Annotated in this window: 17 protein-coding genes; 7 read left to right on the forward strand and 10 right to left on the reverse strand. The window is 55.3% G+C overall.

Annotated elements, in window-relative coordinates; all coding sequences use genetic code 11:
* Both AABZ39_11420 and AABZ39_11425 read left to right on the forward strand, forming a co-directional pair.
* On the forward strand, positions 1 to 846 hold the full coding sequence (locus AABZ39_11420) for a sugar phosphate isomerase/epimerase family protein (GenBank protein ID MEK6795381.1): 846 nt from the start codon (positions 1 to 3) through the stop codon (positions 844 to 846).
* A 185-nt stretch (positions 847 to 1,031) separates the two neighbouring features.
* A complete protein-coding gene (locus AABZ39_11425) occupies positions 1,032 to 2,078 on the forward strand; it encodes a zinc-binding alcohol dehydrogenase (protein MEK6795382.1) in 1,047 nt (348 codons plus the stop codon).
* A 20-nt stretch (positions 2,079 to 2,098) separates the two neighbouring features.
* On the opposite strand, the gene AABZ39_11430 is transcribed toward AABZ39_11425, so the two are convergent.
* Genes AABZ39_11430 through AABZ39_11445 form a run of 4 tightly spaced genes read right to left on the reverse strand, consistent with a single transcriptional unit; the run spans position 2,099 to position 6,187 of the window.
* Positions 2,099 to 3,739, reverse strand: a complete 1,641-nt coding sequence (locus AABZ39_11430; GenBank protein ID MEK6795383.1) for an HD domain-containing phosphohydrolase — start codon at positions 3,737 to 3,739, stop codon at positions 2,099 to 2,101.
* A gap of 25 nt (positions 3,740 to 3,764) precedes the next feature.
* On the reverse strand, positions 3,765 to 5,129 hold the full coding sequence (locus AABZ39_11435; GenBank protein MEK6795384.1) for a hypothetical protein: 1,365 nt from the start codon (positions 5,127 to 5,129) through the stop codon (positions 3,765 to 3,767).
* A gap of 24 nt (positions 5,130 to 5,153) precedes the next feature.
* Positions 5,154 to 5,681 (reverse strand): hypothetical protein, encoded by a 528-nt coding sequence (locus tag AABZ39_11440; protein MEK6795385.1) that lies wholly within the window; start codon positions 5,679 to 5,681, stop codon positions 5,154 to 5,156.
* A complete protein-coding gene (locus tag AABZ39_11445; GenBank protein MEK6795386.1) occupies positions 5,678 to 6,187 on the reverse strand; it encodes a TIGR03546 family protein in 510 nt (169 codons plus the stop codon). The genes AABZ39_11440 and AABZ39_11445 overlap by 4 nt, the downstream gene beginning before the upstream one ends.
* 235 nt (positions 6,188 to 6,422) lie before the next feature.
* Between AABZ39_11445 and AABZ39_11450 the strand changes: the two genes are divergently transcribed.
* The 5 genes from AABZ39_11450 to AABZ39_11470 all read left to right on the forward strand — a co-directional run bounded on the left by AABZ39_11450 (position 6,423) and on the right by AABZ39_11470 (position 15,053).
* Positions 6,423 to 8,462, forward strand: a complete 2,040-nt coding sequence (locus AABZ39_11450; GenBank protein MEK6795387.1) for a right-handed parallel beta-helix repeat-containing protein — start codon at positions 6,423 to 6,425, stop codon at positions 8,460 to 8,462.
* Entirely contained in the window at positions 8,459 to 9,733 is a 1,275-nt protein-coding gene (locus AABZ39_11455) for a helix-turn-helix domain-containing protein (protein ID MEK6795388.1), read from the forward strand. Before AABZ39_11450 ends, AABZ39_11455 begins: the two co-directional genes overlap by 4 nt.
* A gap of 96 nt (positions 9,734 to 9,829) precedes the next feature.
* On the forward strand, positions 9,830 to 12,829 hold the full coding sequence (locus AABZ39_11460; GenBank protein MEK6795389.1) for a DUF4838 domain-containing protein: 3,000 nt from the start codon (positions 9,830 to 9,832) through the stop codon (positions 12,827 to 12,829).
* A gap of 66 nt (positions 12,830 to 12,895) precedes the next feature.
* Positions 12,896 to 13,828, forward strand: a complete 933-nt coding sequence (locus AABZ39_11465; GenBank protein MEK6795390.1) for a S1/P1 nuclease — start codon at positions 12,896 to 12,898, stop codon at positions 13,826 to 13,828.
* Positions 13,829 to 13,883: 55 nt separating this feature from the next.
* Positions 13,884 to 15,053, forward strand: a complete 1,170-nt coding sequence (locus tag AABZ39_11470) for a class I SAM-dependent rRNA methyltransferase (protein MEK6795391.1) — start codon at positions 13,884 to 13,886, stop codon at positions 15,051 to 15,053.
* Here the strand turns inward: AABZ39_11470 and AABZ39_11475 are convergent.
* The 6 genes from AABZ39_11475 to AABZ39_11500 form a co-directional block, all read right to left on the reverse strand.
* On the reverse strand, positions 15,046 to 15,783 hold the full coding sequence (locus AABZ39_11475; GenBank protein ID MEK6795392.1) for an IclR family transcriptional regulator: 738 nt from the start codon (positions 15,781 to 15,783) through the stop codon (positions 15,046 to 15,048). The two genes, AABZ39_11470 and AABZ39_11475, sit on opposite strands and share 8 nt — an antisense overlap.
* A 3-nt stretch (positions 15,784 to 15,786) precedes the next feature.
* Positions 15,787 to 17,205, reverse strand: a complete 1,419-nt coding sequence (locus AABZ39_11480) for an aldehyde dehydrogenase family protein (GenBank protein MEK6795393.1) — start codon at positions 17,203 to 17,205, stop codon at positions 15,787 to 15,789.
* Between the two features lie 156 nt (positions 17,206 to 17,361).
* Positions 17,362 to 19,380: a beta-L-arabinofuranosidase domain-containing protein gene (locus tag AABZ39_11485; GenBank protein ID MEK6795394.1), complete on the reverse strand. Its 2,019-nt coding sequence runs from the start codon at positions 19,378 to 19,380 to the stop codon at positions 17,362 to 17,364.
* Positions 19,381 to 19,444: 64 nt separating this feature from the next.
* On the reverse strand, positions 19,445 to 22,570 hold the full coding sequence (locus AABZ39_11490) for a glycoside hydrolase domain-containing protein (GenBank protein MEK6795395.1): 3,126 nt from the start codon (positions 22,568 to 22,570) through the stop codon (positions 19,445 to 19,447).
* Entirely contained in the window at positions 22,567 to 23,709 is a 1,143-nt protein-coding gene (locus tag AABZ39_11495; protein MEK6795396.1) for a mandelate racemase/muconate lactonizing enzyme family protein, read from the reverse strand. Before AABZ39_11495 ends, AABZ39_11490 begins: the two co-directional genes overlap by 4 nt.
* Positions 23,710 to 23,901: 192 nt before the next feature.
* Positions 23,902 to 25,788, reverse strand: a complete 1,887-nt coding sequence (locus AABZ39_11500; GenBank protein MEK6795397.1) for a hypothetical protein — start codon at positions 25,786 to 25,788, stop codon at positions 23,902 to 23,904.
* Positions 25,789 to 25,810 lie beyond the last annotated feature (22 nt).

Consider the following 25,810-nt stretch of genomic DNA (forward strand, 5'->3'; position numbering starts at 1 on the left):
ATGCGGTACGGCGCTCATATCTTTCTCTGGACGGAACGCTGGTCGCGGTCGGAATACCCCCTTTTCGAACGCGGCCGTTCGCTCGGATTATCCGCGCTTGAAATAGCCGTCGGCGACGATGTCGACTATGACGCGAAAGCGGTGCGCTCGCTCGCGGAGAAGAACGGGCTTACTGTCATCGTAAGCCCCGGCGGCGTATGGCCGATGGCCGCTGACATCTCCTCCGACGATGCATCCGTTCGGAAAAATGGGATAGCTTGGCATACGAACTGGATTGAAAAAGCCGCTGAGAGCGGAGCAGCAGCATATACCGGTGCGCTCTATTCTCATCCGGGGCATGTCGACCGGAGAAAAATATCGGATGAATTCGAACATGCGGCCGAAGGGCTCAATCATCTCGCGGAGCACGGGAAAAAGCTTGGGGTGAATATCGTCATCGAACCGATGAGCCATTTTCGCGTAAGCCTTATCAACACGCCGACGCAGGCAATGCTCCTTATCGCAGCGGCCGATCATCCGAATCTCGCGGTGCTCCTTGACACCTACCATTTGACGACCGAGATACGCGATTATGCGGAGGCGGCGCGCACTGCGCTCCCGCGTCTCTGGGGCGTACACACCTGCGAGAACGATCGCGGCGTGCCCGGCGGCGGTATAGTTCCCTGGGAGCCATTTCTCGATACATTATCAAATGCGATGTTTAACGGCTACTGTATATTCGAATCGTACAACAGCGCATTACGCGGGGGGGACTTCGCTTTCTCCCGCGGCATGTTCCATGATGTCTGCCCCGACGGTGATGCGTTCGTTCGTCAGGGCATACGGTTCATCTCTTCCGTACAGTGACCCGCATTATCCCTGGCCCCAGTGAACTCCGTGAGAAATATTTCTTCTCTCAGTAGAGCAGGGTCCACAGCTCACAAGGTGATACGGCATGAACGTTATATCGGACAAGTAAAGCATCCTATCGGCTCTTGACGCATCCGCATCAAAGAAGTAGATTATGGCCACACACTGATGGAGCCAGACGTATGAAGAACAGATCGGTCGCTATCGACGGTGCGGGTAAAGCGTATATCCATGACGGAGAACTCGGCGACCCCGGCGAAGGGCAGATACAGGTACAAATGGCAAAAAGCCAGATAAGCGTCGGAACGGAAATGATGGGTGTCATTCCGCGGCGCAAGAAGCCGGATCCGAAGGCTTCACCGACGTTCCCGGGATATTCGATAGCCGGTACGGTCATCAAGACAGGAAAGAACGTGGACGGTTTCGCCGAGGGCGACCGCGTGATGGCCATGGGTGCCGGGCAGGCGACGCATGCGCTCTATTCCAATGTCAATCAGAACCTCAGCATGAAACTCCCGAAAGCGATGTCCTTCGAGGACGGTGCAAATGTGGCGCTTGCGATAACCGCCATGCATGCGGTGCGCCGGCTTGATCCGGAATTCGGCAAGGCATACATCATCGCCGGTCTCGGCATTGTGGGACAATTCGCGTCGCAGATACTCACGAGCGCCGGATGTACGGTCATCGGCCTCGATATATCAGACTTCCGTCTGAAAAAAGCGCTCAGCAACGGCATGCACCTCGGCGTAAAATCCATTACCGACGATGCCGGGCAAAAAGCCGTGAAAGATATCACCGAAAGCGACGGCGTTGACGGCGGTATCATATGCTTCGGCGGCGACGGCACGGAAACGCTCAAAGGGATCTATAATCTGATGATAACGCCGCCCGACACGCATCGCACGGGCCCTATCGTGGTCGTCGGCGGGGCAACGTTCACGATACAGCTCGCCGCAGCGCTCGGCAACATCGATATACGCAGCGCCGCGCGCACCGGCCCCGGGTATAAGGATGAATCGTGGGAGAAGGGACGCGACTATCCGGCCGGTTGGGTTCGCTGGGATACGCGGCACAACATGCGCGTATTTCGCGACTATGTGCTCAGCAAACGCATGAATGTCGCTTCGCTTGCGACGCACACGTTCACGCTCGATGAAGCGGCGAAGGCGTACGATGCCGTCGCGGAGAACACATTGCCCGATGCCCTCGGGATATTCTTTGAACCGTGACAGGCGCACTTACCGCTCGCTCACTCCTGGCTGAAAAGCTTTGATAATTCCCTGCTCATGGCGAGTTCGGAGAACACGTCCACTATCGCCGGATCGAACTGCGTACCGGAACATCGTTTGATCTCGTTGACGGCATCCTCTACCGCCATCCGCGTCCGGTATGGACGGTCCGACGTCATCGCATCGTAGGAATCGGCAACAGCGACGATGCGCCCGAGCATGGATATCTTCGTCCCGGCTATCCCATCCGGATAACCGGCACCGTCGAATCGCTCATGATGTTCACGTATCGCCGGAAGTATGTCCGGATGCGTCTTGATGTGCTTCATTATCTCAACGCCGTTCATGACATGCTTCTTGATAATATCATATTCGCCGGGCGTAAGCCGATCGGGCTTTTTCAATATCGCTTCATCGACGCCTATCTTGCCGATATCATGGAGTATGCCCGCCACCTGAAGGTTCATCCGCATCTCACGGGCGAGTCCCATCCGCTCAGCGATGAGCAGACTGTACAGGGTGACACGCTCCGAATGCCCGCGCGTGTACGGGTCTTTCATCTCGATCGCGTCAGAAAGCGCCTTTATCGAAGACAGGAACAACTCCTGCAGATCGCGAAAATGGCTCGCGTTCTTTATCGCCATGGCGCACTGCTCGGCCATGGCCGTGAAAAGCTTCATGTTCCCGTTATTGAAATCCCCGCCGTCGACGCGATTGACCGCTTCGGCCACACCGAGCACCCTCCCGCCGTACGTGAGCGGCACGGCCAGCACCTGTTTCGTCTTGAAACGCGTCTGTTCATCCGCCGTCTGATAGAAGCGCTTGTCACGGGCCACATCGTTCACGATACAGGGTTTATTCTCCTCTGCCACCCATCCGGCAATGCCCTTGCCGCGAGGGATCTTCACCTCTTTCACGCGGCTCTTCCTGCTCCCGGTGACGGAGCGAAACACAAGGTCGCCGTTCACATCGACGAGCAGGAGCGATGAGCCCTCGACACGCATGACCTTTTTCGTCAATTCCATTATCTTGTCAAGCAGGAGCGAGATATCGAGCGTTGAGTTCACCGCCGAACTTACCGCGATAAGACTTTTAAGCTCGAGCATACGCTCACGGGCCTTCTCGGCAAGGAGATTGTTGTGTATAAGCATCGCCATTTGATTTGCGATGGCGGTAAGCACGCGCACATCCTTGAGGACGAATTTACGCTTTCTCGCATTATTGTTCAATATCTCCACCGCACCGATGACCGTCTTCCCGGCGATGAGCGGAACACATATCATGGAACGCGTCCGAAAATCGATCTCACGGTCGATCTCTTTCTTGAAACGTCGGTCAAGATACGGGGCGTTCGTAAGGACCGGCTTCGTATGTTCGATCACCCAGCCGCAAATGCCTTCCCCCGGCTTCAGCCGATAGCTCACGATACGTTTCGACCTCTTACCGCGCGCATGAAAAAAGTAGATCTTTTCCGACAGCTCGTCCTTGAGTATTATCGATGCCGCCTCCGACTGGAAATACTCGTTGATATAAGCGAGGATATGCCCAAGCACCGTCTTCAGATCATCCGCCCTGCTGATCGACAGGGCGATATCCTCGAATATCCTCGCCCGAAGCGACATGAGCCGTACCGTATCCGCCGAACGATCGATCCGTTTCATGGACACATCCTCGCGTCTTCGTTCCTTAAAAACCCGGTATCTTGTTCTGCTTCAGAAGGTCCGTCGCCTTGTTCTTCGCTTCCGATTCCGCTTTCTTCTTGCCTTCGTCCGCTTTGCGGTTAAGCTCGTTCTGATATGCGTTCAGATTGTTCTCTATCTCTTTTTTCTTCTGATCGAGCTTATCGCGCTCGGCAAAGACCGCCTTCTCCTGCGCACCGAAACCCGCCGTTATCGACGCACGGTCGGCACCGATGCTTGTCAGCACGCGCCGCTGCTCCGCCCCTGCGACACGGTCGAACTCCTTCTCCAAGTACCGCGTAAGCTCATCGGCCTTGTCGCCGAACAATTTTTTGAGCCGGGCGGCGAGTTGATTATCGAGGTCCGAATCGACCGACGTTTCAACACGCCCGTTCTCACTTTTCATCGCAAGCGTAAGCGTCATGTTCTTCACCGATGAAAGGGTGTCGCGTACGATGCCTGAGAATGCATCGAGGCGTTCGTTGGTATTGAATTCAAGATCGATACGCCTGAGCGCGACACGCACCACCGCATCGGACCGGTTCGAGGAGAACGTTACTCCGGCATCGGCGTTCGCTGTGCAGCTCCGCATGCGCATCGGAAGCCCATTGGCGCCGTTCCCGAGCACGAGATCGGCTATCGGCATGTCCTTTACTGTTATCTTGTATGAGTCGATCGATGCACCGCCGCGGCGATCGAACATCGCGGAAACATCCCCTGCCGCGTTGCGGTATGCGGGCACCATGACGGAAAGCTTCGCCGTCATCGGCATACCGGCATGGTCCTGATCGGAGGTGATATCGCGTATCTCGCCGGCGATGAAGGGCGATGTGAGCGCCTCGTCCGCGTATGCTTTTTCGTTGCAGGAGATGCGCATCACACCGATGCGGAACGAGGGATACGCCATCTCCCTGAGCGGGAATTCGATATCGTACCCGCGGGAACCGAATTTATTTTTTTGTATCGAGATGTTCTTCCGAACGTTCGGCGGTATGGTCTTATTGATGCGGTCAAGCCAGTACATGCCGTTAAAAAGCCTGCCCGTCACCTCGGGGCCGAACACCATTTCCGCAACATTACCGATCGATACGCCTTCGATATTGAGCTTCCGGAGCATGCCGTTATACTCATCGCGTGCCGCGCTCTGTGCGGCTTGAGTAAGCTGAGAAAGCGAGTCCATATCCGCATCGAGCGCACGTTTCTTCGCCGTCATATCATCGACGATGGTATCAAGTCGTTTCTTTGCGTCGGTGATCGCCGCTATCTTCGTGCGTGCATCTTCCTGTGCCTTGATGAGGTTCGAGGTATCGAGCTTCGTATCGAGCGACTTCACCTTCTCCACCGCAGCGGCCGCCTGTTTCCCGTAGTCCATCGCGCCCACCGCGGTCTTCCATTTCTATGTAACACCCGTACTGGACGCCTCGAGGGAGCGGTCATCCTTTACTGATGCGAGTTCCCCCTTGAGCAGCGAATCTATCTCAAGCTTCTTCTTCGCAGTATCCATCGCCCCCTCGGCGAACGACGGGCGCCGTGATGCTTCCGGTTTCTTTGCAGCAGCCGATCTCGTACGCCATACCCTGCCGTCGTAACGGCGTTTCGTGTTCAATCGGATGTTCTCGACAGCCGCTACGTCAATGATGGTTTTCGATTCGAGGAGCGCATTCAAGTTCAGCGCCAGCCGTATACGGCCGATATCGACGATATTGTTCTGCGTGTTGTTCACATCGGTCACTTCAAGCCGCGTAAGATCGACCGAAATATCGTGGATGCGTACCGTCGCTGCGCCGACATCTACCTTGGCACCGACAAGCGCGGTACCGCCCGTCTCTATCGCCCACTTTACAAGCAGCGGTGAACACAGTATTTCAAGGGATATCGTTCCGACTGAACCGATGACAAGTATTATTACATTGATCCAATTCATCGTGCGCCCCCTGCGGTAACGCTCACCACCGAGCCCGTTTTCTTTTTTGGCCTCAGGAACGGGATCTTATCGCGCACCTTGTCCCGGTAGAATATATACGCCTTTTTTCCGCCCAGGAACATCGGTAGAAATCCGATAATACCGACAAGGAAGCCGCCCATGACGGCCGTATTGTAGAATTTCGTTTGCGGGACTATGGGGATGTTCCGGAGCTTCGCCCAAAGCGGGACAAGGAAAGGAATATCCATGAGGACAAAAGCCCCGAGCGGAACGACAGCAGGCTCAACGGCGACCGCGATGATCTTAAAGAGGAAGAGACTTAAAAAACCGGCAGCCTTATTCACCTTGATGACGAAGAATATCACGAATATGACCACGGACAACAATGAAACCGGCTGAAAGGCCATGACAAAACCGAACGCAATGGCAAGCCCCACCTCTGTCGGATTCTGGTCCTTTTTGAGCAGGTCCATGAGATGTTTGAAGATATTCAGGATATCGAGCATCGTCGCCCCCTTTGGGTTTAACTTCAGCGCAAGTATACACCCAATTCGACGCGTCATCAAGTCGATAGTAGAACTGTCGCGAAAATAGAGAACAGCGGGTTGCAACCCGCTGTTTCGTTATTCCTGGGTATGGCACACACCTGGCTGCCCCCCCCCTGCCTTGCTCTGGATTAATTTGAACTACCGCTATATAAATACTTTCGATACCCGAAAACAGACTTGCGGGACGGAACACATGGAAACAACGACGTTCTATATCTCCCCCACCGGCAATGATCGCTGGTCGGGTTCTCTCGATGCGCCCACTGCGGCAAAAACCGATGGCCCGTTCGCATCGATACCCCGTGCGCTGAAAGCGGTACGCGAGGAACACAGCCGCGGCACACTCGTATCACCGGCCGTGATATATCTTCGCGGCGGGACATACCGGATACGCGAGACCATTGTGCTGACAATGGCTGATTCCGTGCCGGTTACCCTGCGTGCGTACGAGAACGAAACGCCTGTCATCGACGGCGGAGAATGCATAACCGGTTTCTCAGCCGAAAAGATCAACGGGCATGATGTGTGGACTGCCTCCATACCGCAGGGGAATACCGGCTGGTATTTCCGGGAGCTCTTCGTCAACGGACAACGGCGTCCGCGGGCGCGCCTCCCGAAGGTCGGCCCGACACCAAGCGAACGGGGTTTTTTCTGGATGGAGAGTGTTCCCGATATCACGTTGCAGGCGGAGCTCTTCGACGGGAGCCGGCGGTTTCAGGCAAAAAAAGGTGATATGCGCCCCTGGAAGAACATCACGGATGCAGAGATAGTCGTTCTTCATTATTGGACAGAAGAGCGTATGCCGATAGCCTCGTTCGATGACGCCTCCGGTATAGTGACATCAGAGCGCCGAAGCATTTTTGCGCTTAAGGATGATTTCAAACCGCAATGGGCGAAATACTACATCGACAATATCATCGAAGGCCTCACCGAACCGGGCGAATGGTATCTCGATAAAGAAGCATCAAAACTCTATTACTATCCGCGTCCCGGTGAAACGCCTGAGAACACCGAGATAGCCGCTCCGCGCGTAACAGCCCTCATGCGCTTCGACGGTGATCCCGACACGAACCGTTTCATCGAGAACATAACGCTCCGCGGCATCACGTTCCGGCATGCGGACTGGATAATGCCGCGCGGGGGCGCGCCGGTGCACGACAAAGTCCCCGACATCGAGTATGCGGCTTCCGCGCAGGGGGCATCGCATGCGGGCGGCGCGATAGAGATGACCGGCACACGCGGCTGCGCGTTCGAGGACTGTACCGTGGAACATGTCGGGCTCTATGCGTTCAATATCATGGATGGCTGCATCGGCAATCGATTCGCGCGCAATACGATGAGCGACCTCGGCGCGGGCGGTATAAAGCAGACGGGATCTCGCGCGGAAGGGCCGACAGTACGACGCACGGGGAACAGCGTTATCGCGGACAATCACATCCATCACGGCGGGCAGGTATTCCACAGCGCCACCGGCATCATGCTCATGGATACGTTCGGCAATGAAGTATCACGCAATCATATACATGACTTCTATTATTCCGGCATATCAAGCGGATGGGTATGGGGATTCGCCGACAGCGTATCGAAAGACAATCACTTCATCGACAATCATATTCATGATCTCGGCTTCGGATGGCTCTCCGACATGGGCGGCATCTATCTCCTCGGCGTGCAGCCCGGGACCATCGTCCGCGGGAACATCATTTACAATATCGAGAACGCTAATTACGGCGGCTGGGGCATCTATCTTGACGAAGGAAGCGCGCATGTCATCGTGGAGAACAATATCTGCCATCACACCGCATGCGAGCCGTTCCACATGCATTATGGAAGGGAATGCATCGTGCGAAACAATATCTTCATCGCGGAGAAAACCGCGGCGATAGCGCTCGGGCGCGAAGGAACGGAAGTATCGCTCACCATCGAACGGAATATCCTCATCGTGAACGGCACACCGATATACGCCGGCGGCTACGGCACGGATATCCGTAAACGCGTCATCATCGCCGATGCGAACTGTCTTTGGGATGTGCGCGGCAAACTTCCGGTGATCGCAGGGAATGCAGCGGGCAAAGAGCCGAAGGACGGCATCGATCTTGCCGCGTGGCGCGCGCAGGGAAATGATATTCACACCGTTATCGCCGATCCGAAGATCATCTGGCGCGATGGGAAACCGTGCGCCGCTGCGGATTCTCCGGCATTATCGACAGGGTTCCGTCCGTTCACAACATGATAACCCTCCGCGTCCTCGATATCGGCCGAACGGAAACATCGTACCGCGCTGTTTATGAACCGCCGACGATGTATACGCGCATTGAGCTCGCCGTTGCCGGAAGCGCACGCTTTACCGCAGGTGAGCCGCTCGTGCTGAAAAAAGGCATGATCGGTATTTTTCCGCCGGGGACGTTCCGCATCGAATTCCCTGACCGTACCTACCGCTCGGTATTCATTCACACGATGATGCTTCCGCCGCTGCATCGGCCTATCGCACTGCCGATCAATCGTTATTCGACCGCGGGAAAGATATTCACCCTGCTAACATCCATGCCGTCAGGAACGGACCGCTCGGTGATAGCACGGCTTGCCGAATCGCTCCTCACCGAAGTGAACCGTACGGAAAAGATATTCCCCGGCGCTGATACGCGCATGGCCGCCGTCATGCGTCACATCATCGATTCGGAAGGCCGCACATCGGTAGCCATGCTCGCCGGGATTACGGCGCTGCACCCGAAATATTTCATGAAAGCGTTCAAGCGTGAATTCGGCATGACCGCTGAAGCATGCATCGACACCGAACGGCTCGCGACCGCGCGCAGATCCCTTTCAGAGAGCCGCTCCGTGCCGGAGACCGCAGAACGCGCCGGGTTCAGTAATGAGAAATCGTTCGGCAGATTCTTCAAGCGCCGAACCGGGATAACGCCCGGCGAATTCCGCAGCATGCATAAGGTGCCGTCGATATGCGTACCGCGTATACGCGCATCCGACCTCGCGCATGCTCCGTGGGATGAAGGAACCCTCCTCGACCGATGGTTCACCATCTACGAAGCGACGCCGTATGAAAAAAAGATCACCGGACGCATCATGCACGATACGTCCCATCTTTATGTACGCATCGAGGAGCGCTGCGACACATCGCGTCTGATAGCGGACACGACAATACATAACGGCGATGACTGGGAGATAATGTTCGGTCCGCGGCGCGATCATCCGTACCGATACATCAAGGCATCGCCCGACGGAAGGATAGAACGCCTTATCCGCGACGGTACGGGGAACCGGCCATGGCGGAGGAATGTTCCCGTCATCATCGAGAGAAAGCGGCATGCATGGTCCATCGCCGCACGGATACCGCTCTCCGACATCGCATTCGAAAAGAACGGACGTACCGTCGTCTACGGGAATCTTTTCCGGCAGCGCTATCACGGGACGCATATCGCCCTCGCAAGCACCCTGAGTTTCTCCTTCCATACGCCGTCGCGCTTTGCGTACTTCGAACTCGCATGAATGCTGAGGTTACTTTGGGCAACCATTATATTACCGGCAATTCCTTGACAAAGGGGCTGAGAGCGCTCATAGTATAGGTACGAACCGGGAGGACGCATGACGCCGATACGAACGATATCCATCCTTATCGCTGCTGCATGCATATGCAATGCGCAGATGCTTTCCATTAAACAGGCGAACCGATCATCAAAGAACCACAACGCTCAGTACAAGGCCGATGCACCGCTCATACTTGCCGAAAATGGCACTTGGAAAGCAGTGATCGTTGTTCCGAGCGATGCAACGCCTACGGCACGCACAGCAGCCAATGAAATGAAGGCGGTCCTTGAACGCATCATTGCCGCGCCTATCGCAATCTCAGATACTCTCGTTGACGGAAAAGTGAATATACTCCTCGGAGAGAACAGCATATCATCGCCGCTTGCCCCCGGCATCGCCGCCCTCCCCCGAGACGGCTTCATCATTCGTCACATCCGTACATCCGCCGACATCATCATTATCGCAGGGCATGACGACGCCGCGAGCGACCCAGGATCCGTGATGCGCCAGAACACGTTCTGGAACTGGTTCAGGGAAAAAGGCACGCTCTTCGGCGCGTACGATTTCCTCGAACGCTTCTGCGGTGTCGGCTTCTTCTATCCCGATGAAACGGGAACACCGGTGCCGCGCTGTTCGGGCATTACGGTGCCGTCCATGGACATCCAGGAAGCGCCCGATCTCGAGGAACGCATGTGGACATACGGATTCCCCTCATTCGTCACGCAAGACAAGAAAATGGCCTTCCACGGCACGGATACTATCGCATGGCTGAACCGCGAGCGTCTTATGTACCGCCATGACACATTACGTATCCCCTACGGGCACGGTATACGCATGTTCAATCTCAACAAACGGTTCGCGGCAACACGCCCGGAATATTTCTCGCTACTCCCCAACGGCAGGCGCGACCTGGAGACCGGCGAATGCAGAGGGCATCTTTGCCTCATGAACCCGGAACTTGAGGACACCATTGTGCTCGATGCGATATCCTTCCTCAAAGGCGAAGCGCCGACGGTTCGGGATATGCAGTATCAGAACCCGGCAGTATGGCCGATATCGCTTACGCCGGGATATATACCCGTCATGCTCGAGGACGGCTTTGGTCCCGATAATTTCTGCCGCTGCCCGAACTGTACGCCGTTCAATAGAGCGAATGGGAATCACAGCGATTATGTCTTCGGCTTCTATTCGCGCATCGCAAAGCGCATCAAGGAAAGCGGTCTTCCGGGCACGGTGACGACCATGGCGTATTCGACCTATAAGTCGCTGCCGTCATTCGATCTTCCGGATAATATGCTTCTTCAAGTCGCCACCCCCGGGCCGTGGGCGGAAACGGGACGTGCATTTCAGAAAGCTGAGGAGGAGAACATTCGCGATTGGAATAAAAAGCTCGGCGGTGAACGCGCGGTTTCGCTCTGGACATACATGAACGATTTCGGGAACAAGGTGCCCGCAGGCATCCCTGCTGTCAGTCCGAGGCTTGTCGTCTCATATTTCAAGCGTGTCGGCCCGATGGTGCGCGGTGCATTCGTCGAATCGGAGATAAGCTACCGATTTTATCATTATCTCAATTGGTATGCGTTCGGAAAAGCCGCATGGGACAACAGCATCGACGCAGAGACGCTCCTCGCCGATCATCACGCGAAGATGTTCGGCCCTGCCGCCGCCCCGATGGCAAAGGCATACGACCTCATCGAAAAGCTCTGGACGTCGTGCCTGCAGGGCTATGAGAACACCGTGGTAGGACCGGTGCTGAAAACGCCGTACGAGTCTGATATGTGGGAAACGATATTCAGTTCAGAAAGGATGAACGAACTTGATGCACTCGTCAAAGAGGCTGAGTCGCTTGCAAGGAACGATGCTGGCGCACTCGCCCGAGTCCGCTACATCGGGGAGCACCTCATCGGCGCTGTCGCCCGATACCGCAATGCATTCCTGGCGACACGGCGGGAATCGGAAGACCTTGTCGTTCATTCGTTGAGCACGCCGGATGATATACGCATCGACGGCTCGCTCGATGAAGCGGCATGGCTCGCGAAACCGGTCTATCTCGTACCGCTCAAACGCACGGATGACCCGAATGCGCTGACCGCCGTACGCACAGCATGGTCGGACAAGCATCTCTCTATCGCCTTTGTCTGCGACGAGGGCAGCTTCGATGACGTATCGGTTATCAAACGCACCAATGATGACGGATCGATTTGGCAGGATAACTCAGTAGAGCTGTTCATCGGTCCCGCGGGGGAGCGCCGGTATTTCCATATCGCAGTGAACAGCGCAGGCAGCATATCGGACTGGGCGGTGGACGGCATCAAAAAGGATATCGCCTGGAACAGCGGCGCACGCATCGGCATTACACACGACGGCGAGCGATGGACGGCGGAGATAGCAATACCATTCGACGCCATCGGCGGAAAGCCCGAAAGCGGATGCATAGTAAATTTCTGCCGATCCCGCATCATGCTCAAGAGTAAAAAGCTCGATCAGCTCTCGACATGGTCACCGTTCCTGAAAGGCGGTTTCCATGAGCCTGAAAAATTCGGGAAGATGCTTTTCGTCAAGGACGCATCAACACTACCCGACGACGGCAATCTCCTCGCCAACGGCAGTTTTGAGAACGGCGACGGCACCGAGGGATGGAAATTCGCCGAGGGGTGCTCCGTTGACACAGCAACGTTCCGTGACGGGCGTCGATGCGCCCGGTTCACGCTCCAGGAATTCAAGGATGCCCAGACACGCTCATCGCATCCGCTTCCCGACCTGAAGCCGAACACCGAATATGTCATCACCTATTTCATACGGACGAAGGATGTTGAACTGAAACCCGGCGCGCGCTATGCCGGCGGCTTTGTGAACATCTGGAGCGGCTTGAATCACTGGTTCCCGATCAATGCCTATGAGCCGACGAAAAGCTATCAGGGATCACGGCCGTGGACAAAGGAAAGCTATGTGTTCAAGACCGGCGAGAAGATAACCCCCTGCGATGTGAAATTCGGTTTTCACCCGGCAAAAGGGACGATGTGGATAGATGATATACGCGTACGGGAGAAGCGATAACGCCCAGCGACAGCTGCCGTTCACACCCCTGTTGACAAGACACGCATGGTTTGGTATCGTAGCAGCATGAGATCATTCCGTATCACGGTACTCGCATCGACTCTCTGTCTATTCCTCTTTTCCCCTGCTTCCGGCTGGGACGGCGGCGGGCATATGCTCGTCGCACGTATCGCGCACGACCGACTTGATGCAGCCGCACGCCAACGCGTATCGACGATCGCATCGCGGCTGAACAACAACGGCACGAATTACACGTTCATCACCCTCGCCTGCTGGATGGATGACATCAAGGACAGGAATTCGACATCGCCGTACAAAGGGAAATTCCGGACATGGCATTACATCAACATCGGCTGTTCCCCGAGCGACCCCGATGTGTTCGCCGACAGCGCTGCCCTCACCGCAACGAACGGCGATATCGTCCGTGCGCTATCACATGCGACATCAGCGCTCAGGATAGGAAAATTCGACGAAATTATCCCGGATGAAGCGATCGCCCTCGCTGTCATCGTACATCTTGCAGGCGATATACATCAGCCGATGCATACGGCATCGCGGTATGACCCGAATCCGACGAAGGGTGAAAGCCCCAATGACGCCGGCGGCAATGCGGTGAGCATTGCGAATCTCGCCGATACGCCTTGGAAAAAGAACCTTCACACATTCTGGGATGAAGCCTATCGCCGATATTACGATGACGGAAAAGCACGCGCGCTCCCGGAGCTTACCGCGGACGACGGCACCGGTATGCATGAATGGCTCGATCGGCTTACACCGCATACCCCGACCAACCTTGCCTTCGATGCACATCGCTGGGCGCGGGAAACGCAGTCGCTCGGCTGCACGCTCGCATACGGGGAACTCCGCGAACCGTACGGCGCGAAGAATATCGTGCTGAAAGAGCGGTATGTGACAGGGGCCGCAGCGGCAGCACAGCGGCAGATCGTGCTCGCCGGGTGGCGTCTCGCGTCGCTGCTGCAGGGGATGTACCGCAAATAACTCTGTTTGCGCGATACCGATATCCGTGATATAGTGCGCACCGGAAGTAACCCCTATGAAAACCGTCACGCTCGCAAAGAAAAAAGAAAAGCTCCCCCTCTCCCATCACCCGTGGGTATTCTCCGGCGCTATTGCCGAAAAGGGTGAAGCGGCCCCCGGCGAGATAGTGCGCGTCGTCACGAGCGAAGATAAATTCATCGCCTATGGGCATCTCGGCTCGCGCGCGCAGGTGGCCATGCATCTCCTCGAATGGGATGAACGCGCCGTTGTCGATGGGGCATGGTTCACGAAGAAGATCCATGATGCTGTCGCACGCCGCACGCCGCTCCGCGAACGGGCGGATACGGATGCCGTTCGGCTCATCTATTCCGAATCGGACCTCCTCCCCGGCCTCATCGTCGACCAATACACGGACGTACTCGTCGTAATGATACTGACGCCCGGTATGGACGCGCTCCGTCAGGTCATTATCGATGCGCTCATTTCCGCAGTATCTCCGAAAGCGATATACGAACGCTCCGATGCGCATGCGGCAAAAGCCGAGGGGATGACGGCACATGAAGGGCTCCTCTACGGAGCACTCCCGCCTGAGATCGTCATCCATGAGAACGGGAGAAAGTTCATCTGCGACGTTGCAGAAGGACAGAAAACGGGGTTCTTCCTCGATCAGCGCGAGAACAGACGCATTGCCGCTTCCTTTACGCAGGGGCGTACCCTTGACTGTTTCTGCTATACGGGCGGTTTCTCGATGAGCATGGCTTCGCGCGCAGCCTCCATGACCGTCGTCGATTCATCGGCGGCGGCACTGGATATCCTGAAAAAGAACGCGGGCTTGAACGGTCTATCGCTCCCTGATGAGAACATCATCACTGCGAATGCGTTCGAATATCTCCGCGGGGTGAAGAAGGATTCCTTTGACACCATCGTGCTCGATCCGCCGAAGCTCGCGCCGTCGCGTTCTGCCGTACCCAAGGCACTCCGCGCGTACAAGGATGTGAACCTCTCCGCAATGAAATGCCTTTCCCCCGGCGGTATGCTCATAACGTTCTCATGCTCAGGCGGCGTATCGCGCGAGGAATTCAGAACGGTGATAAGCTGGGCGGCGAAGGATGCGCACCGCGAAGTGCAGTTCATCCATGCGCTCTCGCAGGCGGAGGATCACCCCGTCCGAGCATCGTTCCCGGAATCGGAATATCTCACCGGCGAGGTGTGCCGGGTCATCTGACCCTGCGCAAACGATCGCTTCGGCACTTAAGCATCTCCTGTGCATGTCGTTCAAGGTCTCGCTCGCTGTAGCGGAACGAGGGAAATTGCACTGTTATCGATGCGATCGGGCCGTCAAGGAACACCGGCACAGACGCCGCCATTATCGCCTCTTCATACTCGCCGCGATTGAGCGCATAGCCGTTCTTTTTCACCGCCGCTAATTCTTCCCGCAGTGTCGCCTTTACCGTGATCGTTCTGTCAGTATATTTCGTCAGCGGTGTGACGGATAGATATTCATCGAGCCGCGCCTCATCCCAGAACGCGATAATGGCCTTTCCCGCCGCCGTCACATGGGGCAGATAGGATATAGTTGCGTCATTGATTATCTGTACCGGCCTTGAAGACTGCAGGCGTTCGATGAATAGAAGCCTGTCCCCGGACAGCACGCCCAGGAGCACGTTCTCGTCAAAACGCTCATGGAGTTCATGGATGATACCGGATGTCACCCTCTTGAGCTCACTGAAACAGCCGGCGGCGGTATTGGCAAGCTCGCCGATGCGTGCCGTGAGATGATATCCGTCCGCATCTTTCACCGCAAATCCCTCGCTCATGAGCGAGTTGAGAAAGAGCGTCATGTTCGACGCGGGCATATCGAACGCTGCCGCGATATCGGAGAGCCTGGCCCCGTCATGTGAAGCCAGATGCGACAGTATCTTCAGCCCTTTGGAGAACGATCCGATGACCCTCATGGACTACCTTCGTACCGAAACACGTTTGACATCGAAATAATCGTCAAGACAGAGATGACCGATGTCCTTTCCGTACCCGCTCTGCTTTAACCCGCCGTGCGGGAGCTGTATCGAGTAGTGAACTCCGTTGACGCAGATATTCCCGTACAGGAGCCGCTCGGTCGCATCCATGATACGGGCATTGCTGTCCGTGAACAGGTACGATGCAAGCCCCGCATCGCACTCGTTGGCAACGGCGAAAATGTCATCAGTATCGGTGAACCGCACGATGGGCATGACCGGCCCGAATATCTCGTTCGCACAGATATCCATCGATGCACTCGGTGTTTCCAGTATCGTCGGAGCGATGAAGTATCCGGGTTTTTTCATCCGTGTGCCGCCGCAAATAAGGTTCGCACCGTCCTTCATGGATGTATCTATCGATGCCAGTATGCGGTCGAACGCTCTCTTCGATATGACCGGCTGTATCGCGGGTGCCTTGCATGCGCCGCTCCCCGGCGTATATGCCTCGGCAAGACGCTTTGCTTTGGAAAGAAATGATGCATACACTTTTTCATGCACGAAAACACGATTCGGCGCAACACATATCTGCCCGGCATTCGAGAATTTCAGATCAACAATGGCTTCGACTGCCGTATTGACATCGGCGTCATCGAAGACAATGACCGGCGCATTGCCGCCGAGTTCAAGCGAAAAACGCTTCACGCTCGATGTTGAATTCTCTATCAGCTTCATGCCGCCGTATGTCGACCCGATCATCGTAAGCAGCCGCGGTATGTTCGAATGGGCAAGCGCATATCCAATATCCGTCGATTCACCGAGCACGATATTCACCGTACCGGCGGGGAATGCGGTCTCCGCGATAAGCTCACCGACCAGCGCAGTGGCAAGCGGTGTTTCCGCCGACGGCTTTATCACGCACGTGCATCCGCTCGCGAGAATGGGGCCGAGCTTGTAGCCGAGATTGAGGAGCGGGAAATTCCAAGCAAGGAATGCCGCGACAACGCCCGTCGGTTCGTAAACGAGCTGATTGAAGAATTTATTGTCGTAGTCGGGGATGCTTTTCGCATAGTGCCGCTTCACCTCTTCAATGAAAAAGGCGAGGCAGTCGACGAGCATGGAGAAGTCATAGCCGGCATTCTCATTCGTCTTCCCCGTCTCGGCAACGAGAAGATCGATGATCCCTTCCTTTCGTGAGATGATCTTCTCCCTGAGCGTCATTATCAGCGATGCACGTTCATTGATGGACAGGTGCGAGTACACAGGGAATGCGTTCTTCGCCGCGAGGAGCGCTTCGTCTGCAAGCGCGATCGATGCTTTTTCCTGCGTGCCGCATGGCGCTTCGGTCGCAGGATTGATCACCGGCGCGGGATTTCCGCTCTCGATAAGCGTGCCATGTATCAGGTTCTTTGCATGGAACATTGATATTCTCCTATTGGCTTATTTTGGCATAATCATAAGAAAGTCTTGACTTTATTTTGGGAACGCATAAAACAGACACCATGTCCTTGCCGTCAGCGCGCCGCGATGGCTTTCGTAATTGCCATAATTTTCTGATATCTGTCATTCGGCATTGCCTTATGCCAGCGGCAGCCATATCGACATCTTCGATATACCACGGTTCGCCCATGCGTAGTACGGGATAAGCCGCACCTTTATTTTCTTCATCATCCCCCGCGGCATCTCCTGATATAATGCTCCATCCCAATCCTTTGAAGGCCCCGCCGTGGCGATCGTCGATACGGTCACTATTCCCCCAAGACATTTCGGCTCAACGTGCGTTTCGAATTTCGCATTACGCGAAATATGTACACGGAAGAGATCGATCTTCTTCGGCAGATCGGGGGATTCAAGACAGTAGATGATCGGTCCGCGCGCAACGGCAGCGTGATTCGATGCGCTTTCAACCTTCGGGTGTGCAGCGATGAGCCGGACACCCATTGGCATTACCAGTTCGATGCTGTCGCCGGCTTTCCAAGTTCGTGTGATGGAGCAGTACGTGCCTGGTGTCAGTGTTCCTTTTTGTATCACCCCGTTAAGCTTTATCATCGCCTTTGCCGCCCATTCGGGGATACGAAGCGAGATACGCATCTTTGCGGACGGCGCACGGCGTACTGTGATGCGTACCCTGCCGTCCCACGGATAATCCGTTCTCTGATCGATCTCGATGCCGCTCCCTGCATAAGTGCTGCTGCCGTAATGATGTATCCATAATCCGTTATCCGATACGCCATAGAAATACCCGTGCATCGCGGCGATCACCCTCGTCATATTCGTCGGGCAGCAGGTGTGTGTTGCCGCAGGCTGATTCCTCACGAGCGTGCCGTTATGCGCAAGCACATCCTGCTCTTTGCCGTGCGAGGCGAGGGGATTTATATAGAACCAGCTCTCCCCGTCCGCGGAAAGACTCGAAAGGAAACCGTTGTACATCTCACGCTCCATGATCTCGGCATAGCGCGCCTCACCGCTCATACAGAGCATTCGGTATGCCCACAGGAATACGCCGATCTGCGAACAGGTCTCATTGTAGGTCTGTGTCGTCGCATTCGTCAGTTCATAGGAATGGCCGACCGCCTCATGCACATCGTCGCAGCTCGTATATTTTCCCTCAGCGGTTTTACGCACGGTAAATCCGTGATGAAGCGCCCCCACGCCGCCGGTTACATACATCTTTGAACGTACGAGGTCGCCCCACAGACGCTCAAGCGCGGTACGCAGACTTTCGTCGCCGGATTCAAGATATGCGTCCGCCGCACCGGCATAGAGATATGACCAGAACACCGAGTGCCCCACGACGACAGTCTCATCGCGAAGGGGTATGCGTGTCTGATTGAGGTCGCTTCCTCCCGGCCCGCCGATGCTCGGATGCGGCGGTATGGTCCGTTCTTCAGGTGGCAGCTGCTGCTGCGCCTCGCCCTTCGGCGCCGAGCCGCGCATATCGATGAAGCAGTTCGCAAGATCAAGATATTTCTTTGCCTTCGTTTCGCGATAGAGATCGACGCACGCCATGATGATGGACGGATTTATGCAGAAATGTGCATGCTTGGGCGATCGGGGAATGAATACTGCATGGATGTGATCGGCAGCCTTTGTCGCGATCGAAAGGAAGCGAGTTGTACCCCGCAGGCGATGATCAAGACAGGCTGCGGTGATAAGATGCCCCATCACATAGAGTTCATGCCGATACGGGCTCGTGTATCGTTCTTCGGGTTTGGTTATATGCGTGGTGACATATCCGTCGCGCGCCTGTGTTTTTTCGACGAGCGCAATGCATTCGTCGATATGTGCTGCGAGCGTTTCGTCCCTTGTAACATCATGGATAGAGACCCCCGCTTCTATCCACTTATACATCCATTCGTCTTTCCAGTCGCTGCCGTTGCGCTCACCCTGCGAAAGCCCTGCCGCGATACGGAAATTCTCGATAAGATGCCCCCGCGCCGGGTCGGCCCCGAGATCATAGAGGAGCGGGAGCGTTCTGTGCGCGCATTGGTCGAAACGCTGTCCCCAAAAACCGCCGGTCCACCGCACCTGCGAAAGCGGTACGCTTCCGCACACGGCATGCGGGCTTTTTTGCTCCGCCACTGTTCGACCACTCATGTTTTTTTTCTGTTCGTTCTTTTGCATACGTCCCCGTCCTTTATGCCCTCATGCGTGCCGGGCGTTAGAATCCGATGATCGTGAAATGTCTCGGCGGTATCGATACTGATAGAATGCCGTCCTTTACCGCGACCGGTCTTCCTGCATATTCGTCGGTCGCGGCGGATGCAGTCGTTACACCGCGAATATCTATCGCCGCCCGCTGTTCCTCTGCGCTGCTATTCCCGATAACGGCAAGCGTGCGTCCGCCGGAACACATATAGTATGTTACGGCGACTTTCGGGTTCGATGATGTTATCTCCTTCTGTGAATAATAGTATCGCACCTTCGCGCTGTCCATTCGGTATTTCATCCACACGCCCCACAGCGTGTTGATGACATTCCCGTCCTCGAACGCTATGGTGAGCGGGACATCGTTCAGGAGAAGCTTCGTGCACATGGCGCGCGTCTCTTCCTCCGTCCCGTACGCCTTATTCGCCCGCTTAAGATTGCCGAGGAAAAGGATCGCCGATCCCTTCGTGTGCATATTCAGCTCGGAGCGATATACGTCATCGCTGATGAAGTCAGAGTAGTAATACGGGGTATTCTTCTCCTGCATCATCGAGCAGTATTGTTCCCCGGGGTACCAATAGTCAGCAAATGCATGGATCATGGGATTGAAGTAGCTGTGCGCGTGATAGATCGTGTTCCGTCCGCGGCTGTGGCAATAGCTTGTCGTGCGCTTCAAGTGATCGCGAAGGCCGACGATGATATAGGTGTTTATCCACCGGCCGAACGCATCCTGAAAACGCATCCCGTTCCTTTCGTTCGCGCTCAGATAATTGACGCACAGGTCGTAGTACACGGCGGCGTGCGCCTGCTTTGGATGATCGAAAAGCTGTTTGATGTTTGCGAGAATGAAATCGCTGTACGCGGTCTTCGGATCGGCATTGATGGTCATGCACTGCTGTTCGTTCGATCCGCGTGTATACGAGGGGCGCACGGGAAAGGCGAATGAATTGTCATTTCCTGTTATATCCCAGTATGCGCCGAAGTATCTCCCCTCGGGGCTGTAGTTGTTGAGCGCGGTCGATGCGCCGAAGATGGCAAGGTTCGTTTTTGCGTTCTTCTGGAATTTGATCTGATCCTTCCAGTGATCAACATAGTCGCCGAAGAACGCATTGGGCTTGAGCGTGAATATCGATTCAGTGCCTTCACCGGCATGATGCACGAATGCGATATCACAGTTCGAATACTGCCCGTAGCCGCCGAAACGATACGTGCGCGAGCGCTCAGGGAGCGGACGCGACGGGGTAGCAATGAACATAGCGTGATAGTAGGCGCCGGCAGGGATAGTGGTACGTCGGTGTATCATCGTTACTTCGGCGTGACCGCCCGTATCATCGATGGACGCCTTAATGGACTTGTCGACCAATGGATCATAGACCCAGTTCGCATCATGTTCCGGCGACCAGGAAAAGCCTTTCCGGTCTGAGGTGAACCATAGACATGTTCTTTTGTCGCCAAACTGTATCGTCGTTCTATCGCTTGAGGGAAATGCGGTTTCATACACACCGGTACCGGCTATCTGCAGGAGCGGCGTCATCAGGTAGCGCGCATAGCGCCGGTCAACCGTCCAGACGATCTTCATCGAATCGATAACGGGACTTCCCTCGACGGTGTAATCGAGCCGGATGAATCCGTCGAATTCGACCTTGGTCCTCCACGTGATCGTGAAATTCTTCGATTTTCCTGTACCCTTAAGCCCGATGAAGGAGTTCTTTATCACTCGCTGCGTGACCGTATAGGTGATATCCGCTTTCCCCTCTGGCGTCATGATCACGATCTCCGGGGCTTTCGTCAGCAGCGAGGCACCCGAATGGACGATCTTTTCCGGCAGCGGCGAATACCCAAAGTGATAGTCGCGTTCCCATACCCGCACCACATTCTTGTCATCAATGCTCATAGATGTCCACGGAGAGGGAACGACATCATCGCAACCGAGCGTATTGCCGAACCAGCTCGTATCCGGGCGGACCACCTTCTTTACTGCCTCCTCAGACGAACCCTCTGCCGATATCACTTTCACGGTAAGCGCATATTCCCCCGCCTCGCTCACATTCGAAATTATCCGCATATCCCTTACGGGGACTGCGCTCCATACTCCTTTCGCGATCTTACCCGATGGGGCAAGGAGCGAATACTCCGCACGCACGCCCCCTTTGTGTATCCGCCCCTGCCACTCATCCGAGAGCGGTCTGAGATCGATGACCGCTTCCAGCCGGTCGAGATCGCCTGCACCGTCATCGACGCCGCTCAGCTGTATATCAAAGCGAGAGCGCTCCGCCTTAACACCGGCTTCGCCGCCGCCCGCAGCATCGTCATAGCTGCTTCGCACCTCGGATTCCGTGAGCGCGCGGGAATAGATCTTTATATCGTCGATCACGGTATCCCTGCCGGTATCGTCAAAATCGGGATTGTTCCCTTTCCACAGCATTTCCCTCACTGCTATATATGACTTCGAACCAACCGGCGTGAAATTGTCGGGAAGCTTCGCCTCCTGCGGCAAGGGCGTCGACTTTTGCATTTCACCGTTGAGATATATCCTGATCTGTTCATCGTCCCATGTCGCAGCTATGTGGAACCACATGCCCCTATCGATGACATTGAGCGGTGCGCCCGCCAGTTTGTATGTTTTCTGCCCGCAGCCGGAGTTCTGCCAGTAGAAGATGGCGGTTGGCGTGCTGTGATACTGATACAGGAACAGTTGTGTCCACCGTTCACCGTCGCTCAGATAGATGTTCAGGTATGGCTTATGGCATTTCTCGGTATCGGAACTTTTCACACCGCCGGGGCTGTAATTCTTCGCCATTATCCAGAACGATACCGTGCCTTGTTTCCAATGGATGTTCTTTACCGCATCATAGCGCAGCAGCTCGGACGGTGTTTTTCTATTGAACGCGTTCTTCCCGTCACGGCCGACTACCGATCGGAATTCGAGATTATCCTTGAACGTCGTCGATGCCGATTCTCCGCAAGCGGCATCGGCCGCCGTCGACATCTTGTCGAACGTCACGCAGAATGTCAGATCACGGTCCAGACATTTCGCCTCGGCAGCAGACAGTGCTGTGCACAGGAGCATGCACGCTGCATACAATATACTGCCCTTGACTGCTGTGCGCACCGTCGAATTCGTCATGCCTTTGCTCATGGCGCCTCCGGAACAAATCGTTTTATCCGCGCTTCATCGATATCGACGCCGATACCCGGCGCATCGTTCAGGATCAGCGATCCGTTCTTCACTTCATGCCATCGCGAGAAAATGCCGTCTCGCACCGGATGCTCCGTCCTGTCCATCTCAAGGGACACCTCGCGTTTTTCGTATCGCCCTGGGTTCGCAGGCAATGCGGTTATTGCGCTTGCCGCCACCGCCTGATTTATGCGAAGCCCCCAGCAATGCGGCATCATATCGATATGCGCCGCCGATGCGATGGCGGCTATCTTCTGATACTCCGTTATCCCTCCGCAATAGGCGATGTCCGGCTGCATGATATCAAGTGCATGAACATTCGCAAGGGCGGCGAAGCCGTATCGCGTCTGCTCGCATTCACCGCCGGCGATGGGTACCGTCACACACTCCCGCAATCGCGCATGATCGGCAATGTTCTCCGGTGAAAGCGGCTCCTCGAACCATGCGTACCCATTGTCAGAGAGACAGCGGCCTATATCGACGGCTTCTTTAAAGTTATACGCATGATTTGCGTCAGCCGCAATACAAAGATCGGGGAATTTCTTTCGAAATTCGATAATAAGCTTTTTATCGAACGCGATGTTCTTTCCGATCTTTATTTTTATCATACGAAATCCTTCTCGTATATAGCCGTCAGCTTCCTTGAGAAGTGCTGTCATCATCTCGCTTTCGCCCATAGCGGGCTTGAAGTACATGCCGGTGGCATAGCACGGTATCGCGCCGCCCTTCCCTCCAAGGAGCATCCATAACGGCATGTTCGCACTCTTCGCTTTGATATCCCAGAGCGCTATATCGATACCCGACAGCGCCGCCATCATGGGCCCTTTGCGTGCATAATCGAGCGATCGCTGCCAGAGATGAGCCCATACCTGTTCATGCTGCCGCGGATCGAGCCCGATAAGGAGTTCACGGTAAAATCCGTTCACTGCTTCTGCAGCAAGTGATGCGGGGCCATAACATTCTCCCCAGCCGGCAATACCCTCATCGGTAGATATTTTAACGATCACATTCATTCGCCGCTGATAATACCACTGGGAAAAGCCGAACGGCGACGCCAGGTCAGCCCCGAGAACAAATGTATCAACAGCGGAAATCTTCATGCGAGCCTGCGCCAAGGCACTTCGAATAGCAATGGAGCTGATAAACGTTTATTATATATTATATAACTCATATAATATATAATATAATACTTAAACAGGCCACGGTCAAGCTTCGTGTCGTGGCTCATCCGACAGCGGGCTCTGTGCTGAACAGATCGTTCTATTTTTTCATTCTTGTCCGGACGGGACGCGCTAGCCTTCTGCACCGCCGGTACTGCCGGGCCCATCGTCCTTCTCTATTTCGATATTGAGATCTACGCCGGTAGATTCCTCTATCCCCGCCGCGGCCTTCTCCGCTTTTTCACGTTTCGCTTTTTCAAGCGCCTCGACGATATGGGACCCGGTCTTCGGCGCCGCTGCGACTTCGGCTTTCGCCTCTGCGGAAGACTCATCGGCTTGTACCACCGGTGCCGATTCTTCAACGAGCAGCCCCAGACCCGAAAGTTCCCCCATGGTGAGAAGATGATGGAACCCGCAGATGAAATAATATGTCTCAGTGAGCGCCTCGAGCGCCGTATAGCCGTTGATGCGCTTATCCCCGTGAATGAGCGGGTCGAACATGAGCTTCTCCGCAGGATTAGCGATGACCGCCTCGCGCAAAGGCTTATCGAGGAGCAAATGCCCGAGATTGTCCTTGATCTCGCGAATGAACGTCATGATGCTCGTACGGGCGATCTTCGCGAATTTCGAGCGCGTCGCCTCCTTTGTCTGCATAAGGAGCGCCTTCTGCGTGAAATGCATGTCGCGGTCAGCGTCGAGCAGCGATATTTCGCGGACCATCTTCACATAATCATCGATGCGCCGGCCGACGTCGTTTATCGTCGAGAGTGAATTGCTGAACAGATTGCCGAAATCCGTCTTTGTCGCCGTGGACAGGAGCACATTGAATTTTATCTTGTTCGTCGTCAGTGTCAGGGAATATTCCCTGTCAAAATAATCGAGTATCAGCTTCGCCCGATATATCTTATCGCGGCTGTCGAGAAAAAATAGCGAATGCGTATCGTCATGGATGCTGTTGCGGTCCTTGTCAAAGTTGATGAGCGACGCGATAAGGGACAGCCCAACCTGCGAATACTGATCGACATCCGGCTTCTGCTCGGGCCCTTTCTCTTTCTTCTCTACCGCCTGCCGCTTTGCTTCCTCCGCTTCGCGTTTCTGCTGCGCGGTACGGAAACCGATGACATCCTCAGCGCCCATGCCGATGTACTCGCCGAGCTCTTTATCGGCGATGTCGAAATTCCGTTCCGCGAGGATCTTCACAAGCACCAACAGCTTCGGGAACAGTTTATAGAAAACGAGATCGACGGCCTTTTTTATGACGGTATGCCGCTGATTCACCACAAGCCGGTCCATCGATTCCATCTGGCCGTACGCGGCAAGCGCCTGCATGATGGCCTCGCGGAGGCTGCTCATATAATTACGAAGGAGGTAGATGCGCTTAAAGAGCAGGATGACCGCGTCCCGTTTCCGGGCTATGGTCACCGCGGTATTCCCCTTCAGGAGCTTGTACTCGGTGAGTATGCTCGCATAGATCTCCTCATCGTAGATCTCGCGGAAACGTTCGAGTATCTCGAGCTTGAACGTGTTCTCGAATATCGCCCGCATGCGGTGCTGCTTTTCCAGCGTCGTTTCCTCTGTCGCGTCGATGGGAAAAAGCGTGGAGGTGAGGAGCGCTTCCGCCTCGAGGAGCCCGGTCAGGAGCCCGGAATCGATGAAACGCAGGAAGCCGCTGCTGATGAGCCTGCCCGAAAGATCGGTAACCCCGTTGATAACGCCTTCGAAATAGAGGGACACCTTCAGGAACAATTTCCCAATACCGCCGCCCGATGACGGCTGGACATGCGGAACCGCGCTTTCTGCACGCGCATCCTTCTCATCACGTTTCTGCATGATGCGCTCTTCAAGACGCCGGCGCAGGGGGGAAAGCTTCTCGGCCGCTTTTTGTTTAGCGGCTCGTTCGTCCTTCTCGGTTATCACCTTGCCGCCGTGCTCGACGAATTTACCGAAGAGCTCCTTGCGCTCTTTATCGTCAAGTTCTCCGAGCTTTATATTGCTTCGCGTCTTATCGACGTTCGACACGGCGAGTCCTCCCCCGTTTTCG

The sequence above is a fragment of the Spirochaetota bacterium genome, assembly GCA_038043445.1.
Classification (GTDB): Bacteria; Spirochaetota; Brachyspiria; order Brachyspirales; family JACRPF01; genus JBBTBY01.

What these genes read in the sequence shown, in the direction of transcription:
- AABZ39_11420 (MEK6795381.1), top strand. Translation starts at nt 1, where the DNA reads ATGCGGTACGGCGCTCATATCTTTCTCTGGACGGAACGCTGGTCGCGG.
- AABZ39_11425 (MEK6795382.1), top strand. Translation starts at nt 1,032, where the DNA reads ATGAAGAACAGATCGGTCGCTATCGACGGTGCGGGTAAAGCGTATATC.
- AABZ39_11430 (MEK6795383.1), bottom strand. Translation starts at nt 3,739, where the DNA reads ATGAAACGGATCGATCGTTCGGCGGATACGGTACGGCTCATGTCGCTT.
- AABZ39_11435 (MEK6795384.1), bottom strand. Translation starts at nt 5,129, where the DNA reads ATGGACTACGGGAAACAGGCGGCCGCTGCGGTGGAGAAGGTGAAGTCG.
- AABZ39_11440 (MEK6795385.1), bottom strand. Translation starts at nt 5,681, where the DNA reads ATGAATTGGATCAATGTAATAATACTTGTCATCGGTTCAGTCGGAACG.
- AABZ39_11445 (MEK6795386.1), bottom strand. Translation starts at nt 6,187, where the DNA reads ATGCTCGATATCCTGAATATCTTCAAACATCTCATGGACCTGCTCAAA.
- AABZ39_11450 (MEK6795387.1), top strand. Translation starts at nt 6,423, where the DNA reads ATGGAAACAACGACGTTCTATATCTCCCCCACCGGCAATGATCGCTGG.
- AABZ39_11455 (MEK6795388.1), top strand. Translation starts at nt 8,459, where the DNA reads ATGATAACCCTCCGCGTCCTCGATATCGGCCGAACGGAAACATCGTAC.
- AABZ39_11460 (MEK6795389.1), top strand. Translation starts at nt 9,830, where the DNA reads ATGACGCCGATACGAACGATATCCATCCTTATCGCTGCTGCATGCATA.
- AABZ39_11465 (MEK6795390.1), top strand. Translation starts at nt 12,896, where the DNA reads ATGAGATCATTCCGTATCACGGTACTCGCATCGACTCTCTGTCTATTC.
- AABZ39_11470 (MEK6795391.1), top strand. Translation starts at nt 13,884, where the DNA reads ATGAAAACCGTCACGCTCGCAAAGAAAAAAGAAAAGCTCCCCCTCTCC.
- AABZ39_11475 (MEK6795392.1), bottom strand. Translation starts at nt 15,783, where the DNA reads ATGAGGGTCATCGGATCGTTCTCCAAAGGGCTGAAGATACTGTCGCAT.
- AABZ39_11480 (MEK6795393.1), bottom strand. Translation starts at nt 17,205, where the DNA reads ATGTTCCATGCAAAGAACCTGATACATGGCACGCTTATCGAGAGCGGA.
- AABZ39_11485 (MEK6795394.1), bottom strand. Translation starts at nt 19,380, where the DNA reads ATGAGTGGTCGAACAGTGGCGGAGCAAAAAAGCCCGCATGCCGTGTGC.
- AABZ39_11490 (MEK6795395.1), bottom strand. Translation starts at nt 22,570, where the DNA reads ATGAGCAAAGGCATGACGAATTCGACGGTGCGCACAGCAGTCAAGGGC.
- AABZ39_11495 (MEK6795396.1), bottom strand. Translation starts at nt 23,709, where the DNA reads ATGAAGATTTCCGCTGTTGATACATTTGTTCTCGGGGCTGACCTGGCG.